This is a genomic window from Bradyrhizobium lablabi (genome assembly GCF_018129385.1).
Classification (GTDB): Bacteria; Pseudomonadota; Alphaproteobacteria; order Rhizobiales; family Xanthobacteraceae; genus Bradyrhizobium; species Bradyrhizobium lablabi_C.
This window is the reverse complement of the sequence record NZ_JAFCLN010000002.1, coordinates 377,776-395,487: the sequence shown is the minus strand read 5'-3', so window position 1 is coordinate 395,487 and position 17,712 is coordinate 377,776. Positions and strand designations below refer to the sequence as shown.

Annotated in this window: 15 protein-coding genes; 10 read left to right on the top strand and 5 right to left on the bottom strand. The window is 62.6% G+C overall.

The features are described from left to right. Positions 1-36: 36 nt before the first annotated feature. Complete coding sequence (locus JQ628_RS05400; protein WP_212220390.1) at positions 37-2,898, bottom strand: ATP-binding protein; 2,862 nt, start codon at positions 2,896-2,898, stop codon at positions 37-39. A gap of 322 nt (positions 2,899-3,220) precedes the next feature. Between JQ628_RS05400 and ccoN the strand changes: the two genes are divergently transcribed. Genes ccoN through ccoS form a run of 8 tightly spaced genes read left to right on the top strand, consistent with a single transcriptional unit; the run spans position 3,221 to position 10,137 of the window. After that, positions 3,221-4,873: a cytochrome-c oxidase, cbb3-type subunit I gene (gene ccoN / locus JQ628_RS05395; protein WP_212220387.1), complete on the top strand. Its 1,653-nt coding sequence runs from the start codon at positions 3,221-3,223 to the stop codon at positions 4,871-4,873. Between the two features lie 5 nt (positions 4,874-4,878). Then, positions 4,879-5,622 (top strand): cytochrome-c oxidase, cbb3-type subunit II, encoded by a 744-nt coding sequence (ccoO, locus tag JQ628_RS05390; protein ID WP_212220384.1) that lies wholly within the window; start codon positions 4,879-4,881, stop codon positions 5,620-5,622. Next, positions 5,619-5,789: a cbb3-type cytochrome c oxidase subunit 3 gene (locus JQ628_RS05385; protein WP_212220381.1), complete on the top strand. Its 171-nt coding sequence runs from the start codon at positions 5,619-5,621 to the stop codon at positions 5,787-5,789. Before ccoO ends, JQ628_RS05385 begins: the two co-directional genes overlap by 4 nt. After that, a complete protein-coding gene (gene ccoP / locus JQ628_RS05380; RefSeq protein ID WP_212220378.1) occupies positions 5,780-6,664 on the top strand; it encodes a cytochrome-c oxidase, cbb3-type subunit III in 885 nt (294 codons plus the stop codon). Before JQ628_RS05385 ends, ccoP begins: the two co-directional genes overlap by 10 nt. Further along, complete coding sequence (locus JQ628_RS05375; protein ID WP_212220375.1) at positions 6,661-6,906, top strand: hypothetical protein; 246 nt, start codon at positions 6,661-6,663, stop codon at positions 6,904-6,906. The genes ccoP and JQ628_RS05375 overlap by 4 nt, the downstream gene beginning before the upstream one ends. Then, the gene (locus JQ628_RS05370) at positions 6,903-7,697 is read left to right on the top strand and encodes a DUF2189 domain-containing protein (RefSeq protein ID WP_212220372.1); all 795 of its coding nucleotides are present in this window, start codon (positions 6,903-6,905) and stop codon (positions 7,695-7,697) included. The genes JQ628_RS05375 and JQ628_RS05370 overlap by 4 nt, the downstream gene beginning before the upstream one ends. A 26-nt stretch (positions 7,698-7,723) precedes the next feature. Further along, positions 7,724-9,985 (top strand): heavy metal translocating P-type ATPase, encoded by a 2,262-nt coding sequence (locus JQ628_RS05365; protein ID WP_212220369.1) that lies wholly within the window; start codon positions 7,724-7,726, stop codon positions 9,983-9,985. Further along, on the top strand, positions 9,982-10,137 hold the full coding sequence (gene ccoS / locus JQ628_RS05360; RefSeq protein WP_212220366.1) for a cbb3-type cytochrome oxidase assembly protein CcoS: 156 nt from the start codon (positions 9,982-9,984) through the stop codon (positions 10,135-10,137). The genes JQ628_RS05365 and ccoS overlap by 4 nt, the downstream gene beginning before the upstream one ends. 13 nt (positions 10,138-10,150) lie before the next feature. Here ccoS and JQ628_RS05355 read toward each other — a convergent pair whose 3' ends face one another. Next, positions 10,151-10,969, bottom strand: coding sequence for an aminoglycoside phosphotransferase family protein (locus JQ628_RS05355; RefSeq protein WP_212221118.1), 819 nt, complete (start codon positions 10,967-10,969; stop codon positions 10,151-10,153). A 1,212-nt stretch (positions 10,970-12,181) separates the two neighbouring features. Between JQ628_RS05355 and JQ628_RS34680 the strand changes: the two genes are divergently transcribed. Next, positions 12,182-12,304, top strand: a complete 123-nt coding sequence (locus JQ628_RS34680) for a hypothetical protein (protein ID WP_283815766.1) — start codon at positions 12,182-12,184, stop codon at positions 12,302-12,304. A gap of 294 nt (positions 12,305-12,598) precedes the next feature. Here the strand turns inward: JQ628_RS34680 and JQ628_RS05350 are convergent, their stop codons facing one another. Together JQ628_RS05350 and JQ628_RS05345 are read right to left on the bottom strand one after the other, a co-directional pair. Then, the gene (locus JQ628_RS05350; RefSeq protein WP_212220363.1) at positions 12,599-12,772 is read right to left on the bottom strand and encodes a hypothetical protein; all 174 of its coding nucleotides are present in this window, start codon (positions 12,770-12,772) and stop codon (positions 12,599-12,601) included. A gap of 179 nt (positions 12,773-12,951) precedes the next feature. After that, positions 12,952-14,052 (bottom strand): substrate-binding domain-containing protein, encoded by a 1,101-nt coding sequence (locus JQ628_RS05345; RefSeq protein WP_212220360.1) that lies wholly within the window; start codon positions 14,050-14,052, stop codon positions 12,952-12,954. Positions 14,053-14,167: 115 nt separating this feature from the next. On the opposite strand from JQ628_RS05345, the gene JQ628_RS05340 reads away from it, so the two are divergent. Continuing rightward, complete coding sequence (locus tag JQ628_RS05340) at positions 14,168-15,655, top strand: aldehyde dehydrogenase family protein (protein WP_212221116.1); 1,488 nt, start codon at positions 14,168-14,170, stop codon at positions 15,653-15,655. A 1,665-nt stretch (positions 15,656-17,320) separates the two neighbouring features. On the opposite strand, the gene JQ628_RS05335 is transcribed toward JQ628_RS05340, so the two are convergent. Next, complete coding sequence (locus JQ628_RS05335; RefSeq protein WP_212220356.1) at positions 17,321-17,482, bottom strand: hypothetical protein; 162 nt, start codon at positions 17,480-17,482, stop codon at positions 17,321-17,323. Between the last annotated feature and the right edge of the window lie 230 nt (positions 17,483-17,712).

Genomic DNA, 17,712 nt, shown 5'->3' with positions numbered 1-17,712 from the left:
GAGCAGGATGTCGATTCGAAGAAAAGTCATCCCGCTCTAGACAGACGGTAGCGCCAGTAGGGATCTGGCTGCCCGAAGATCGGCAATCTCGAATCCTTCCGTAAACTTCTCATAGACCGACAGAACAACGGCCCGCGCCTCCGCCATCCGGTCCTTGTCGATCCTCAACCGCGCGAGATTCAGGCTGCTTCTCAGCTCCCAGAACAGCGCGCCTTGCTGTTGCGCCAGCTCCAGCGATTGCATGAAGCATTCCTCGGCATCGGATGCCGACGATCGGCCGGCCTCGCGGAGTATGAGTTCGCCCTTGATGCGCAGCAGCTCTGCAACGAACCATCGTTCTTCCCGGGCCTCGCATCTGGCCAAGGCGTCATCGACGACCCCCAGCCCCTCGCCCACCTGGCCGGCCTGGCCCAGACCAGCGGCGAGTTCGCCAAGCGGCAGCAGGAAGCGCGGCAGAAACCTCGCCTCGCCGGCCCCGTCCAGAGCGCTCCGCAGCGTCGCAAGTCCGCCTTCGATGTCCCCGCGCTTGGCCATCAGCATGCCCTTGAAGCCCCGCGCCCACAGATGCCAAAGCCGTATCGGATGACGTTCGGTGTGATCGAGCAACGCCGCGCAATAGAGCTCGGCGGCATCAAGGTCGCCGGAAAAATACGCGAGCGGGCAAGCCCCCTGCCCGAGCACGCTACAGAACGTCAGGGCGTGTCCGCTGGCGCGGCCTTCCTCGATATTCCTCGCGACGATGCGCAAGGCCTGGTCGGCGAGACCCTGTAGCCAGAGAATGCGCGCCTGGAAATAATGGGTCGAGACCCGTACGTCGAAGCTGAAACGGATGATCGGCGTCCTTTGCGGCACGACGGCCAGTTGGGTGATAACGCGGTCGATATGGTGGCGGGCACCGCTCTGGTCACCGAGGTAATGGAGCGTCGTTGCGAACAGACGATCGGCCATCATCAGTTCGATCGCGTCATCGGAGGTTGCTGCGAGGTCCGCGAAACGCTGCGCAAGTTCGAGCGCCTTCTGGAATTCACCGTTGTTGAACTGGTCGATGCACAATGCCCAGAGCGCACGCAGCCGGTAATCCCGGTCGTCGAGCTGTTCGGCAAGCTCCAGCACGCGGGTCCAGGCCGGGCCCGCTTCGCGGGCGCGGCCGACCCCGTACATCAGCGACCAGCCAAGGGCAGCCGACAGCTCCATGCGCAGACGCGCCGATTCCTCTCCGGCGCCGTCCAGATTTGCCAATGCAAGCTGAACCCGTTCGCGGCACTCGGCCAGCATCGAGGCTTGCACCCACAACGGCACCGCCGCGGCCATCAGAGCCACCCCGATCCTGGTGTCGCCGCCGCTGGAAAAGGCCCAGTCCAGCCCTGCGCGCACATTGTCGATGTGCGGCGCGTAGATCGACAGCCACTCGCCCTGTGGCGTCGACCGGCTCGCCTTGTCGGCCCGCGTGAAGAGCTGCACGTAGAACTCGGCCAGCCGCCTCGCGGCCTGCTGGTATTCTCCGCTGCCGCGCAGCTTCTCCATCGCGTAGACGCGTGTGGTGTCCAGCAAGCGGTAGTGCGGGCTGTCGCCGCGCAGATCGACCGCGATCAATGACTTCGCCGCAAGGCTCGCTAGATTGTCCGTCACGGTTCCGGCCGCATCTTCACCGGTGACGAAAATCGCAGCCTCCAGCGAGAATTCCTTGGCGAACACCGCGAGGCGGCACAACACCCTCGCCTCGATATCCGGCAGCAATTCGTAGCTCCAGTCGAGCGTGGCCCTGAGCGTGCGGTGCCGCGGCAACGCCGTGCGCCGGCCCGTGGTCAGGACGTTGAACCGGTCATCCAGTGAAGCTGCGACCTTGGGCGGCCCGAGGGTGACGGCACGCGCTGCGGCAAACTCGATGGCCAGCGGAATGCCGTCAAGCCGCCGGCAGATCGCCGCGATGGCCGTCAGATCCTCCTCTGCGCTGAAAACGACGCCGAGCGCTTTCGCCCTCACCAGAAACAACTCGACTGCCGGGCTGCTGGTGTCGGGATCCGCTTCGTCTGCCGAAGGCGCATCGAGCGGAGGAACGCGGCAAACATGTTCGCCGTCGATCCGCAATGTCTCGCGGCTGGTCGTCAGGATCGTGATCGAGGGACAGCGGCTGACCACCGTTTCGGCGAACGGCGCGACCGCATCCACCACATGCTCGCAATTGTCGAGGACAAGCAGCATTTTGCGGTTTGCGAGCGTTCTCGCCACGGCGTCGGCGGAGGTCTCCTCGCCATCCAGCTTGAGGTTGAGCGTTCTGGCGACGGCGGAAGGAACGAGCTTTGGGTCCGAGATCGAAGCCAGTTCGACAAAGACGCAGTCGCCATCCAGGGTTGGCACCACCGCGCGTGCCGCCTCCAGCGCCAGCACCGTCTTTCCGATACCTCCGGGGCCGGTGAGCGTGATGACCCGATAGGCCGAAAGCAGCTCCTGCACATGCGCAATGATGGCGGCCCGGCCGATCAAGCCGGACGTTGCGGTGGGCAGATTGGTCGCAATGGGCGGGGCGAGCGTCCGGACAGGCTCCAGCACGACTCTGGCGGTATCGGCGGGTTCGCGCGCTTCCCAACTGCCGAGCAGCCGATAGCCCCGCCCGACCGCGGTCTCGAGCATGCCGCGATCCGCGCCGAATGCCTTGCGAATGGCAGCGATGTGGACGCGGAGCGCGATCTCTTCGACATAGACGCCGGACCAGATCCGCGCCAGCAACTCTTCCTTGGTGACGAGCTGACCGTCTGCTGCCGCGAGCGCCGCAATGATATCGAACGCACGCCCGCCCAGAGGCACATGCGCGCCGCGCAGCCTTACTTCGCGACGGGTCAGGTCGATCTCCCAGCCCGAATAGGTGTACACGGATCGCTGGCCGTGATCGCGCGCCATTGCGGCCGCTACTCCCTTGTTGTCGCGCGAAAAACACGCTTTTCATCCCATTTTGCAGTAGCCCGCGGCGGCAGACAATGAGCCGGGCGTATAGCAGATCGGCTCCGATTACAGGCGGATGGGCCGCTGACGTTGCAGGGGAAGTCGGATTCGCGGATCCCGCGAGTCATTCCGGCTGGGTCAAAGTTAGATGCGATTCATTGCGCTGGATCAAAGACAAAAACTGCAAGGCCGTCCAAGAACGGCCAAATACCTTTGGGCATGAAAGCAGACCTGTGGTGCCAAACTGGCTAGTATGTCGAGAACCGGGGGGAATCTCGCAATGATCGCTCAATTGACCCTGATCGAACGGCAACGTGCGATCGCGATTTGCATCGCGGTGGCCGTCGGCGGCGCGCTGATCATGCTGGGCGGACGCGACGACGTAATGGGCATCCACGGCGCCCTGATTTTCGTCGCGGGCATGCTGATGATCTTCCGCATCGGCATGAGCTACTACGCGCCGGAGCCGTCCGAAGACCGGCTCACGCGGTATTATGACGATCCCAGCAGGGCCGGCATTGTCCTTGCGATGATATGGGTCGTTTTCGCCCTCGCCGTCGGCGACTGGGTGGCCTGGCAACTGGTCGAGCCGAACCTGACCTTCGGCCCCGCCTGGTCGAGCTTTGGCCGGTTGCGGCCGGTTCATACCACCGGCGTGATCTTCGGCTTCGGCGGCAACGCGCTGATCGCCACGTCATTCTACGTGGTGCAGCGGACCTCGCGCGCGCGCCTGCCGGACCAGGTGACGCCGTGGTTCGTCCTGCTCGGCTACAACCTGTTCTGCCTGCTCGCGGTGACCGGCTACCTGATGGGCATCACCCAATCCAAGGAATACGCCGAGCCCGAATGGTACGTCGACCTGTGGCTGGTCGTGGTGTGGGTGATCTACTTCGTGCTCTATCTGCGCACGCTGGCCCGGCGCAAGGAGCCGCACATCTACGTCTCCAACTGGTACTATATGGCGTTCATCCTGGTGGTGGCGATCCTGCACATCGTCAACAACCTCGCCGTGCCGATCTCGCTGACGAGCGCCAAGAGCTACTCGGCCTTCGCGGGGGTGCAGGATGCGATGACGGAGTGGTGGTACGGCCACAACGCCGTCGCCTTCTTCCTGACCGCCGGCTTCCTCGGCATGATGTACTACTACCTGCCGATACGCGCCGGCCGGCCGATCTATTCGTACCGGATGTCCATCATCAGCTTCTGGGGCATCACCTTCTTCTATATGTGGGCCGGATCGCACCACCTGCACTACACGGCGCTGCCGCAGTGGGTGCAGACGCTCGGCATGACCTTCTCGCTGATGCTGCTGATCCCGTCCTGGGGATCCGCCGGCAACCTGCTGCTGACCCTGAACGGCGCATGGGACAAGGTGCGCGACGATGCCACGCTGCGCTTCATGATGGTGGCGGCCGTGTTCTACGGCCTCACCACCTTCGAGGGCTCGTTCATGGCGATCCGGTCGGTGAATTCGCTGTCGCATTACACGGATTGGACGGTTGGTCACGTTCATGCCGGCGCGCTCGGCTGGGTCGCGATGATCACCTTCGGCGCGATCTACGCCTCCGTTCCGTGGCTGTGGAAGCGCGAGCAGATGTACTCGCCAAGGCTGGTCGAGGTGCATTTCTGGCTCGCGCTCTCGGGTACCGTCATCTACGTCTTCTCGATGTGGAATTCCGGCATCGTGCAGGGGCTGATGTGGCGGACCTACAATGAAGGCGGCACGCTGGCCTTTTCCTTCATCGACACGCTGGTGGCGATGCATCCCTATTACATTGCGCGCGCCGTCGGCGGCCTCTTCTTCCTGATCGGCGGCTGCGTCGGCGCCTACAATGTCTGGATGACCATCCTGCAACCCGGCGCCGCGGCAAGCCAGGCGGGCGATGTTCCGCAACCACCGCCGGCTTCCGGCGTGCTGCAACCCGCGGAGTGAACGCCATGTCAATTTTTGGATTTCACTACCGGATGGAAAGCAAGGCGATCGGCCTGACGATCGGAATCATCGTCGTGGCCAGCATCGGCGGGCTGGTCGAGATCGCGCCGCTCTTCACCATTCACCAGACCGTGGAAGATGCACCCGACATGCGCGTCTACACGCCGCTCGAGCTGGCGGGGCGCAACATCTACATCCGCGAAGGCTGCTACGCCTGCCATTCGCAGATGATCCGCACCCTTCGCGACGATGTCGACCGCTACGGCCCCTACTCGCTCGCGGTCGAATCCAAATACGACCACCCGATGCTGTGGGGCTCGAAGCGCACCGGGCCTGATCTCGCCCGCATCGGTGAAAAATATTCCGACCAGTGGCACGTCGCCCACCTCAACAATCCGCGCGACGTGGTGCCGGTTTCGGTGATGCCTGCCTATAACTGGCTCATGACCACCGAATTGCGCACCAGCGATCTCGGCCTCCATCTGAAGGCGCAGCGCGCCGTCGGCGTTCCCTATACCGACGACATGATCGCCAATGCAGCGCAGGATGCCTTCGCGCAGGCCAACCCGGATTCGCCGCTCGCCGACGGCGTGACGAAGCGCTACGGCAAGGCCACCACGATGCGCTCGTTCGACGGCAAGCCCAGCGTCCTGACCGAGATGGATGCGCTCGTCGCCTATCTCCAGATTCTCGGACGTCTCACCGAAGCCGCGCACAAGCCGGTTGCACAGGCGGAGGCCGCGAAATGATCGTCGAGCACGCATTCCTTGTCGGCTTCTCGAAGTCGTTCGGGCTGTTTTACCTGATCGCCCTGTCGATTGCCGTCGTGATCTACGCCATGTGGCCGTCGAACAAGAAGCGCTTCGACGATGCCGCCCAGTCGATCTTTCACGATGAGGGCGGACCATGTCGGTAGAGCAACCGGAGCGCGATAGCCTCACCGGCTATCTCACCACGGGCCACGAATGGAACGGGCTGAAGGAATTGAACTCGCCCGTTCCGCGCGCGGTCTATTTCTTTCTGATCCTGTCGTTCCTGTTTTCCGTCGGCTACTGGGTGCTGATGCCGGCCTGGCCGCTCGGCGTGAGCTACACCAAGGGCCTGCTCGGCATCGACCAGCGCAACGTCGTCACGGCTTCACTGCAAGAGGCCGCGCTCGAACGCAGCGTGTGGACGAAGAAGATCGAGACCGAGGATTTCGCCGCGATCCAGTCCGACCCACGCCTGATGGCCATCGTGCGCGAAACCGGCGGGGCCCTGTTCGGCGACAATTGCGCCGTTTGCCATGGCGTCAATGCCAAAGGCGGTCCGGGATTTCCCAACCTGACCACCGGTTCGTGGCTGTGGGGCGGCAAGCCGGAAGACGTCTTCAACACCATCCGCCTCGGCATCAATTGGACCAATCCGGATACGCGGGTGTCGCAGATGCCGGCGTTCGGCCGCGATCAGATGCTGCCGCGCGCCGATATCCTCAAGGTCGTCTCATACGTCTACTCGCTGTCTCATCCCGGCGCGAAGGAGCTTGATCCCGCGAAGGTCGATGCCGGCAAGGCGCTCTTCGCCGCCAATTGCGTGACCTGCCACGGCGAGAATGCCAAGGGCAATCCGGAGCTCGGCGCGCCCGACCTCACCGACGGATTCTGGATCTATGGCGGCTCCCTTGAAAACATCGACACGTCGGTGTGGGGCGGCCGTCAGGGCCACATGCCGAGCTGGGAGAACCGGCTCTCCAACCTCGACCGCAAGATCCTGACGCTCTATCTCCTCGACAAGCGGAAGGCCGGTCCATGAGCGAGCTCGCGGCCGGCGCACGCAGGAAAGGCAGTCAGGCCGTCTGGGTCTGGCTGCTGGTCGCCTGCGGCGTGATCGCTCTTGTCGCCGCCAATGCCCACCTCGTCTATGTCGCCTCCACCTCGCAGCCGGCCTGCGTCGAGCATCTGCGCGATGCCGGCGCTTTGCCGGGGCAATATCGCGCCGCCAAATCGTCCTGTTCACCCGCGGCCGGCGCATCCCAAGAAGGACAACCGCGATGACGATGCTTCCTCCCGTCTCGCCGCCGCTTCCGACCGTCAACAGATGGATCCGGGCCCTGACGGCTGATGATCCGAAGAAATGGCTGGCGCAGGGCTGGCAGGATTTCCGCACCGAGATGCCGCTGAGCCTCGCCTATGGCGTGGTCATTCTCGCGATCTCGATCGGGCTCGTTGCCGGTCTTGTCGCATTCAACCGCGACTACATTCTGTTTCCGGCCTTCGCCGGCTTCATGGTAATCGGTCCGATCCTGGCGATCGGCCTTTATGAGAAGAGCCGCCGGATCGAGGATGGCAAGCCGCTGAGCTGGAAGCACATGGTTTTCGTCCAGCCGCGTTCCGGCGGGCAGATCCTGTTCACCGGCGTGTTGCTGTGCCTTCTGATGATTGTCTGGATACGGGCGGCCGTGCTGATCTACGCCCTGTTCTTCGGCATGGTCGCGTTTCCCGGTCTCGACCGCATTGCGCCGATGCTGTTCACGACGCCAACCGGCTGGGCGATGCTCGTGGTCGGCACGCTGGTCGGCGGCCTGTTCGCCGCGTTCTCCTTTGCGATCAGCGCATTCTCCATTCCCATGCTGCTCGATGAGCGCACCGATGCGTTCACGGCGATGGGCTCGAGCATGGCGCTGGTGTGGAACAATCTCGGCGTCCTCCTGATCTGGGCGGCGATCGTGCTCGCGCTGTTCCTGGCAAGCCTTGCCACCTTCATGCTTGGCCTCGTCGTGATCTATCCGCTGCTCGGGCACGCCACCTGGCATGCGTATCGTGCGGTGCAGGCGGAAACGGCGTGACCGCCTCGATGCGACGGAGCTGAGCCATGAGCTGTTGCGCACCCGGAGCCGAACTCCATCTCCAGCAGGTGAGTGCGCCTGACGACGAGATCATGCTCGCGAGCCGGCAGGTCGCGGACGGCCTGCGGCAAACCGACCTGTCGGTGCCGGACATTCATTGCGGCGGATGTCTACAGCGCATCGAAGCGGCGCTCGGCAAGCTCGACGGCGTGGCGCGCGCACGTGCCAATCTGTCGGCGCGGCGGGTGAGCGTGTTCTGGCGCGGCGATACGCCTCCCGCCTTCATGCAAGCGCTGAAGGCGATCGGCTACGACGCCCATCTGCACGATGCGGGCGCCGACCGCAAAGACGTAGTGCTGAGCCAGTTGCTGCGCGCGCTCGCGGTGGCGGCTTTTGCGTCCAGCAATATCATGCTGCTTTCCGTTTCGGTGTGGTCGGGCGCGGACGCGGCCACGCGCGATCTCTTCCACTGGATTTCGGCACTGATCGCGCTTCCGACGCTCGCCTATTCCGGCCGCGTCTTCTTCGCCTCGGCCTGGCGCAGCCTCAGGCATGGCCGGACCAACATGGATGTCCCGATCTCGGTCGGCGTCCTGCTCGCTTTCGCCATGAGCCTCTACGAGACCATCCATCATGGTCATTATGCCTATTTCGACGCGGCGGTGTCGCTGTTGTTCTTCCTGCTGATCGGCCGCACGCTCGATCATGTCATGCGCGAGCGAGCGCGGCAGGCGGTTGCGGGCCTCGCGCGGCTGTCGCCGCGCGGCGCGCTGGTGCTCCAGCCTGACGGCGCGCGGACCTATCTGCCGGTCGACGAGATCGAGCCGGGAATGACCATCCTGCTCGCCGCCGGCGAACGCGTCCCGGTCGATGCGCGCGTGATCAGCGGAAATTCCGAGCTCGACCTCTCGCTGGTATCGGGAGAAAGCGCCCCGCGGCCAGCGGGCGAAGGCGAACAGTTGCAGGCCGGCGTTCTCAACCTGACGGGCCCTCTGACGATCGTCGCGACGAAAGCGGCCAGGCAATCATTCCTTACCGAGATGACGCGCATGATGGAAGCGGCGGAAGCCGGCCGGTCGGCCTACCGCCGGATCGCCGACCGGGCCGCGCGGCTCTACGCGCCGCTGGTGCACTCCCTCGCCGTCCTGACCTTCGCGGGCTGGATGATCGCAGGCGGCGGCGCTCATTTTGCTATGACGGCGGCGATCGCCGTCCTGATCGTCACCTGCCCCTGCGCGCTCGGCCTTGCGGTGCCCATGGTCCATGTCGTCGCGGCACGGCGGCTGTTCGAGCAGGGCATCATGATCAAGGACGGCAGCGCGCTCGAGCGGCTCGCCGCCGTCGATACAGTGATCTTCGACAAGACCGGCACGTTGACATCTGGGCAACCGCGGCTCGCCGTCATCGGCAACGCGGCCGACGAGGCGCTCGGGATCGCGGCCGCCATGGCGGCCCACTCTCGTCATCCCTATTCGCAAGCGCTGGCAACGCTCGGCCATGGCCGGCCGCAACTCGCATTTGACGCCGTGTCCGAGCACCTCGGCGACGGTATCGAGGCGCGGCGTGGCGGCGATCTGTACCGTCTCGGGCGGCCGGACTGGGCCGTCACTGACCGCACCGCTTCCGAAGTTGCGCGCGATGCGACGGTCGCTCTGGCGATCAACGGCAAGGCCCTTGCCTGCTTTGGTCTGGACGATCAGTTGCGCGCGGGCACGGCAGAAGCCGTCGCCCAGTTGAAAGGCTCTGGCGCCGTTGTCGAAATCCTGTCCGGCGACCACGACGCGCGCGTGCAAAAAATCGCTCGCCAGCTCGACCTGACCTGGACGGCCGAGGCGCGCCCGGCCGACAAGATCCGGCGTGTCGAGGCGTTCAGGCAGGCCGGCAACAAGGTGTTGATGGTCGGCGACGGCCTCAACGATGCACCGGCGCTGCGGGCCGCCGATGTCTCGATGGCGCCGGGATCGGCTTCCGATATCGGCCGCAACGCCGCCGACCTCGTGTTCCTGCGCAAAAGCCTGCAAGCCGTTCCGCAGGCGATCGCGATCGCGAAAGGCGCCGGCCGGCTCGTTAGCCAGAACTTCGCTCTCGCGGTCGTCTACAATGTCGTGGCGATCCCGCTCGCGGTGCTCGGCGAGGTCACCCCGCTGCTGGCCGCGATTGCGATGTCGCTGTCGTCCATCACCGTCGTGCTCAACGCCCTCCGGCTCGGCCGCTTGAGGCCGGCAACAAGCGCACGGCCGGCCGCGCCACGGGAAAAGCCGCCTGTCCTGATCGGGGCGGTCAAATGATCGATTTCTTCTTTCTCGTGCCGATCGCCATCGGCCTTGGCCTCGCCGGCCTCGCCTCCTTCATGTGGACGCTGCACAACGATCAGTATGACGATCTCGAAGGCGCGGCCGAACGGATTTTGTTTGACGGCAACGACCGGCCTGCGCCGTAGGCCGCAAGCGCGTCTAGGACATCCGATCGATCTCGGCCGCGGCGAGCCGGGCGATATGCAGGTCGATTTCCGCCATCGGATCATTGTCGCTCAGAAACCACGCCGCAGACAGCCCGGTCCAGGCGAGGATCCAGGAAAGCAGGCGGAGCCGGTCAAGTTTCGCGGCCTCTGCAACGATCTCAAGGCGGCGCGCAAAGCGTCCAGGCTCGGTCGCTACCGGTCGTGTCGGGTCGGCCAGATCGGGATTGGTAAAGATGTTGGCGAAGTCAAAGCCGCGCTCGCCGGCAATATGTTTGGGATCAATCGCCAGCCAGCCGCGCGCACCGAAGTCCAGCACGTTGTCGTGGTGCAAATCGCCATGCAGGACCACGATCTCGCGCTGAGTGCGCAGCAACGTGTCGGCCGTTTCAGCGCACCGGACAAGAATGCCGCCGTGGGTTTTCGCGGCCGGCGCCAGCTCGCGAAACCATTGTGCAAGCGGCGTCAGTTTCGGCAACGGCGCTGCCCGGGGCGCATGAAGGCGTGCGGCCGTCGAGCACAGGATGCGGCAAGCCGCATCGTCCTGTCCCGTGCGGGCGATGTCGCTGAGAGAAGTAAGGCCGCAGGCGCGCTCCAGAAGCAGAGCGTGATCCTCCCGCGCCAGCACACGGGCCGAGCCGTCACCATTCCACCATTCCATGACGAGGCCGCCGCGTCGTTCGTCCTCCTCAAGCGATAGTTTGAGCATGGCAGGCTCGCCACGCCGGATTACCGGTAGCAGCCGCGCTGCACGTGTGACGATTGGTTTGCCATCGGGAACGAGGTCCCACTTCGCGAGATACGAATCGAACATGTGGCGAAGATGTACAGACATCCCTGCCGTCACACAGGGAGCGAGAAGTCGCAGTCACCCCACGTCCGGCTCCCAACGACCTCCCGTTCTTCCGGAAACGGCGAAACGGCGAGCAAGGGGGTTTGGCGGTTCCCCGCGAAACCATTTTCTGAACCGGACGAAACACTTCAGAAACACTGACGCGCGTAAAGTGCCGCCAAACCAATAGGTGGCGTCATGGATATCGTTGTTGCGTTCATGCTCCTTGTGAGCATCGGTGTGTTTGCGGCCCATACGGTGGACGCGCTGCGCACCGGTTAGAGCATGATCCGGACCCGAAGGGCCGCGTTAGCGCAAGGTGGGCACCGGTATTCCGAAAAGATCATGCTTAAACGAAGATGTAGAGCGCGATGACGATTCGAAGAAAAGTCATCACGCTCCGGCTCACACCCACGCGGCAATAATTCTGACACTCCACACCAGAAATACGGCGAACAGCGCCAGCGTGGCGAGCGTCAGCGCGTTTTCGAAGGAAGCGAACTTCATGACGAGTTCTCCGCTTCCTACCCCGCTCCGACTGTAGTTGATTCGCGCGTGTTCGACCTGCTTTCATTGCAGTTTGCTTGCCGGCACTGAGGCTTGTCCAAGCCGGTTGACGATCGCCTTTAAGACGGGAACGTCAATCCTGCGACAGCCGGTAAATCGGCCGGAGCTCCGCCTGGATTTGCTCGATGCACTTGGCGAGCTGCGGCTGGGAATTTCGATACCGGCGCGATGTTATGGCTTCCCAGCCATCGGCGGTTGGCACGATCGCAATCGGCGCAGTCCCGAAACGATCGCTGATGGACGAGAGCCGCTCACGAAAAATCCACAACAGATCGCCGCTCGTAATTCTGGTCGTCCTGCCCATGCGAAAATCTCTCTCTCATAAATAGCGCAACCGGCGCTCAGACTGAAATCAAACGCAATCAGCAAACGGTGGTGCGATACGCCTCCATTCGGGCAAACCAATGACGACACATCCGCCGAGGCTGATCAGCGGCGGATTGTCCCGGACATGTGATCTGCCAGCCATGATAGGATCATGCGTCCCGGCTGTTTGGCGGGTCAAACGATAGTTCGGGGACTACCCGACAGTCGCTATCGAAAATCGGCAGAGTGTTCTGCCCGCAATTGAACAGACGCATTTTTGACGTGACGCTCATCGGTCCCTCAAATTGTGAGGTCAGCGCCATGAGAGTATTTATCGCAGCCTGCACGGCTATCGGAATTTTGTGGCTGATCGACATCGAGTTCAACAAGGGCAGATACAGCGACGTGGTGCAGCGGGCTATCAAGAGCATGCTCCCGCGATAGCCCTGGCAACCGCGCAATCCCGTAGCCATTAATTCGCCCACGTTCGGCCATCGATGGTCGACACCAACGCGTCGCGGGTTCCGGCGTGGGAACACCGTGCTTTTCCGGAATCCACAATGACGGCCACAGTCGGTAAAACTGTCGGGCCGGGGCTACATTTCATTTCCGAACAAGATTTTGCCGGCAGGGGGTCGCGGTTGAGCGGCCCCTTTTGTTTCCGCGCCAGAGCATGAAAGTCATCCCGCTCCGGGATAATAGAGCCGAACTCCAGTGCCATCGCGGGCAGGCTGCAACCTAAGATGGCCTTGAATACGCCGCGACCTTCCTGTCGCCATGCCACAATTCGACATCGTGCTCGCACGCGAATGGTCGAACACGATCCTTCGCTGTTTCTTCGTCGGCAAGAAACAGGGCGATAAACTCAACGCGGCCGTCCGGCGCGATCAGGTAAGCGTGGTACTCTTGCATTTCCGCCCCCCGGTGGAAAATTGGAGTGCCCTATCTACGTCCGCGACGGACTTTCTGTCGATCCCAATCGGGACACACTTAACAACTAAATGACACGAGGCTTCGAGGCGCGCTCCACCGCTGACGGGTGTGATAAATTCGACACGACGGGAAATCGCTTCTGATTGCCGGAAATGCGGTCAGGTAGAAGCTGCGCCGCGGGAGGCGTCCACCCTGTCGAGGAATTCCCTGACTGTGTGAACGACGCCCGTGTCGGTCGCCCTGTAACCCGGCAGCGCCGCCACAGCTTCGTGAAATTCCTGGCCTTTCATGATGTCGAGCACGCGCCGCATCGGCGCCGTATCCAGAAACGTGTGGCGGCATACGAAGAAATAGTCTTCCGTCAACAGACGCACGAAATCGAGGCCGAATTGCCGCGCGGCTGCTTCGACGCCGAAGCTGACATCGGCCATGTCGCTCGCGACGTAGGCCGCCACCGCCGCGTGGGTGAACTCGATCTGCTGTGCACCGTTGATCCGTGCCTCGTCGATGCCATGCAGCGTCAATAACTGGTCGAACAGCAGACGCGTGCCGGAATCGTGATCGCGATTGACGAACCGCGCCTTCTTCTGAGCGATATCCTTCAGCGAGCCGATCTTCAGCGGATTGCCGCGCTTGACCATCAGACCCATCTCGCGCGTCACAAAGCTGATCACGCGATCCTGGCGCGGGTCGAGCCATTCCTTGCAGGCCTGAACGCCCTGCGCGCGCAGTTCGCCGCGCGGCAGGTGCACGCCCGAGAGATCGCACGCGCCTTGCGCCAGCGAGACCAGCGAATGCTGATTGCTGACATAGCGCAGGTCGACGCCGATGCCCGGCTCGCGGTCCAGCAGCTCGCGCAGCTTTGACACCGCAAAACCATGGCTGGCGTGAACGCGGATGACTGATGGCCGCTGATGCAGGAACGGCTTGATCTCGGTCGCAAGCTCCTGCGCGAGGTTTTCGAGCTGCGGCCCGAGCCGCGCCTGCATGCGTTCGCCGGCCCACACCAGCTTCTCGCCGAATGCGGTGAGCGTCGAACCCTTGCCGCGCCTTGTTTCGACCAGCGGCACGCCGAAAAACTGCGACCAGTGCTCGATCAGGTTCCAGACGTGGCGATAGGAAAGATGCGCGTCATTGGCCGCGCTCGTGATCTTGCCGGTTTTCCTGATTTCGTTGAGGACGCCCAGCATCACCACGACGCTCTGCGGGCTGCCTTCCCGGTGGAAACGCCAGACGGTCTCGATCTCGATGTTCAGCATGTATCACCAGTATATGAAATACAGTTCATATTTAGACGAGCCATAGGCACACGATATCATATTTACTGTTGAAAATATCCTCCTACCTTCAAACACAAGCTACGGAGGAAATATGATGTCGATTGCATATGACTTTACCCCCGAGACGGCGGCAGCCGCCTTCCTCTCCAAACCGCAGGGGCTGCTTCTGGACGGCCGCCGCGTCGCCTCGGCCTCCGGCAAAACGTTCAAGTCGCTCAATCCAGCCACCGAAGAGGTCATCGCCACCATCGCGGAAGGCAATGAGGCGGATGTCGACCGCGCGGTCGCGAGCGCGCGCCGCGCCTTTGAGGGGCCGTGGCGCACGATGCGCGCCGCCGAGCGCGGCCATATCCTGCTCAAATGGGCGGAGCTTCTGAAGCGACACGCGGATGAAATCGCCGAGATCGAGAGCCTCGATGCCGGCAAACCGATTGCCGCAGTGCTGCGCCAGGATTTTCCCGCGGCGATCGACACCCTCACCTATTACGCCGGATGGGCCGACAAGATCAGCGGCGACGTGATCTCGACGCGCGACGACGCGCTGACCTATACGGTGCGCGAGCCGGTCGGCGTGGTGGCGGCGATCGTGCCGTGGAATTTTCCGCTGATGATCGGCATGTGGAAGCTGGCGCCGGCGCTGGCCTGCGGTTGCACGGTCGTGATGAAGCCCGCCGAGCTGACCTCGCTCTCGGCCTTGCGCATCGGCGAACTGGCGCTGGAGGCCGGCCTGCCGCCCGGCGTTTTCAACATCGTGACCGGCCCCGGCCGCACCGTCGGCGACGCGCTGGTCAACCATCCCGATGTCGACAAGGTCACCTTTACCGGCTCGCCCGGCGTCGGCCGCGGCATCATGAAAGGCGCCGCCGGCAACTTCAAACGCGTCTCGCTCGAGCTCGGCGGCAAGTCCGCCAACGTCATCTTCGACGATGCCGATCTCGACGCCGCCGCCAAGGCTGCCGCGGCCGGCATCTTCTTCAATGCCGGACAGGTGTGCTCGGCGGGCTCGCGCGTGCTGGTGCAGGAGAAGGCTTACGATGAGGTCGTCGAACGGCTTGCCGCCCGCGCAAAGTCGCTGCGGATGGGCGATCCGCTCGATCGCGGCACCTCGCTCGGCCCGGTCATTTCCGAGAAGCAGATGAAGTCGATCCTCGACTATGTCGACATCGGCCGGAATGAGGGTGCCTCCCTCGTCACGGGCGGCGAAAAGATCGGCAAGCGCGGCTATTTCATCAGCCCGGCCGTATTCGCCGGCGTGAAGCACGAGATGCGGATCTCGCAGGAGGAAATCTTTGGCCCCGTCGTCAGCGTGATCAAGTTCAAGGACGAGGCCGACGCGCTGCGCATCGCCAACGGCACCGCCTACAGTCTTGCCGCCGGCGTCTGGAGCCGCGATATGGGCCGTGTCCAGCGCTTTGCCAAACGCGCCCGCGCCGGTACGGTCTGGATCAACACCTATGGCTACACCGATGTGCGGTTGCCGTGGGGCGGCGAGCGCGATTCCGGTCTCGGCCGCGAGCATGGCACCGCCGCGATCGAGAACTTTACCGAGCCGAAGGCGGTCTGGATGAACCTGAATGTCTGAGATGCTCGACGCGTTGTTACGTATGATTGACCGTGGGCATCGCGAACGGGGGGATGCCCGCGACGCTCTACAGTGTTGGCGTCTCACTTCGGATTCGTCTGCGGTCTACTTTGCGTGCCGAGCGCAAAAAGGCCGCTGAAACCGTCAGCGGCCTTCCGGGCTCACAATCTTCCACTGAAATGTCCTCCTCCCCGGATGGTCGATAATGGCCTATCCGGCAGGCTCCTGTCGTATCAAATGATAAGCTAGACTCGATATTTGCTTAAATTCCCCATCTTCACACTATGTTGCGTAAACAGCTGGAATTGCCGCCTGAGGTGGCCCAAGCCTTCGTTCGCGACATGCGGGCATTCTTCAAAGCAAAAGACCAGCTCGCGGGCGACAAGATCGCCGCGGGACGAGCTGGATGCTGAGGCAGCACTTGCCGCGCGGACCAAGCTTCGTTTGACTGATGTCAAAGGGCTGTTCACCCCTTGAAGTCTGATGGACGCTTTCGATCGCTGGTGGCAGTAGGCCAACAAGGACGTGCGGGATCGACTGACGATCCCGGCTGAAATCTACCATCCGGTGATCGCCCTCCCCGAAGCGGAGCGGCACGATCGCAACCTCGTCAACGAGGCCGTGCGCCGTTATGATGGGTTCTTCAAAAGATGAGGAGCCGCGCGCACTGGCGCTGCTGGTGACGGTCGGGCTCAACAATCTATTGCTCTGGCACGTAAGCGGCCTGCATCGAAGCCGCCGCCTCTACTGCGGCGGTAGAGCGACGACCAAATCAAGGGTGCCATCAAAGGACTTCGTTCGAGGCTGCATGCAGGGAACGCAAGGACGAAGGCTGCTCTGATTGCGTGGCTTGTGTTCTGCTGGTTGCTTGTCGATTACCCTTACGGGCTATTGTCGTTTGTCCTGAGCTCGGCTGGTGCGGGCTTACTTATCAACACTCCTCCCAGACCTTGGAAGAGGGCCGCCCTTTAGCTCGATTGGTTGAAAGTCGCCGCCTACAAGCAGTCGGCCGTGGGTACATACCCCTGCGGACTAGTCCCGAGCGGAAATGGAACAACTCAATCTTTAACCACTTTTTAATGGTTTCGAAGCCAGCCTTGGCGCTGAGGTTCGTCCGTCCAACAATTGAGGCGCAACATGCGTAACGATTGGATGCTGACACCGTCGGAAATGGCTCTCTTTATTGCGGCTGTGACGTGTATGGCCAGCGGGTTCATGTTGGTGGCAACCGGCGGCTGATGCCGTCTAGCCGTTTTTGAACCCTCCGGACTGGGCCATGCTCCTGATCGGATTCGCTGCTTGTGGCTTCATGGCTTGTCGCCAGCAAATGGAATATTCCTTTCTCAAGGAATGCCTGGTCAGACTTGGAACGCCGACGTGAACGCGTCCTTCTGGAATGCGCCCGTCTCGGCGACGGCTCGAACGTGCGCCGTCAACACCACGACACAGCCGCGATCGAGAATTTTACCGAGCCGAAGGCGGTCTGAATGAACCTGAACGCGTGAGACGCTTGAATGCCGAAGGGAATGCCACGAAGCATTTTGATGCGTTACGCAGTACGAGCCGGAGAGTCCGCGGGATTCAAGTTGCGCGACTTTTGAGCCTGTGCATGCTCCTTTTTGGTTTGCAAAGACCAAAGAGGACTTGAGAGCATCGTTCCTATAATTACGGCCGCCGGCTTACATACTTGGCACGTTGGGCGAGTTTCAGCCATTCGTCGGCCATCTGGTGCAATGCTTCCCTTTCAATACGACTAGCTGCGTTCACCGCGAGGCGACGACACTTCGCGGCCTGTTTGCGGTAGCGGTTCGCATCGGCTTTGGTCATGTTACATTCCGAAGATGATGTAGATCAGGGCGGCGCTAAGAAACAGCATCCAGATCAGTGCGATCGAGAATAACAATTCGCCTCTATTTGCTCTGATCGGGCGCATGCTCAGGTCGGGCTTTCTGATGCGCGCGATCTAAACCACTCATTCACGAGCGAGCCTGTCTCGCACTGGCGGGCTTTCCGCAAGACTCGCTCACGCACCGCGCCAGGTGGAAGCAACTTGGCCT